This window comes from Vibrio sp. 03_296 (assembly GCF_002265885.1).
Genome location: NZ_NPKW01000896.1, coordinates 1 through 322, shown reverse-complemented (window position 1 = coordinate 322; position 322 = coordinate 1). Strand labels below are relative to the sequence as shown.

Annotated in this window: 1 pseudogene; it reads left to right on the top strand. The window is 47.5% G+C overall.

Annotation, left to right across the window (positions count from 1 at the left end):
- Positions 1 to 322: pseudogene (locus tag CIK04_RS28705) on the top strand (GAF domain-containing protein); the annotation flags it as partial.

Sequence of the window (322 nt, the reverse complement as noted above, 5' to 3'; positions counted from 1 at the left end):
CTTAGTGAAACGCAGCGCTGAGCCTCTTAACTTAGCCGAAGCCTCGTAAGCATCCCGCATTCAAATATTTCCTCAGTTAGGTCGAAGAAACGTATCACTCGTTTTTAGGCGACGCCGATCATCCATCGTAAAAAAGTATTGGGCGTACTGGTTATCCAGCAGAAAACACCACGACTTTTCAGTGAGATGGAAGAATCCTTCCTAGTCACTTTATCCGCTCAGTTAGCCGTTATCATTGCGCATGCACAAAGTCTTGGCCATTGGTCATTGGCATCTAAACCTGCTGCAGTGCAGGGTATTGCCGCTTCAAGTGGGGTCGCAA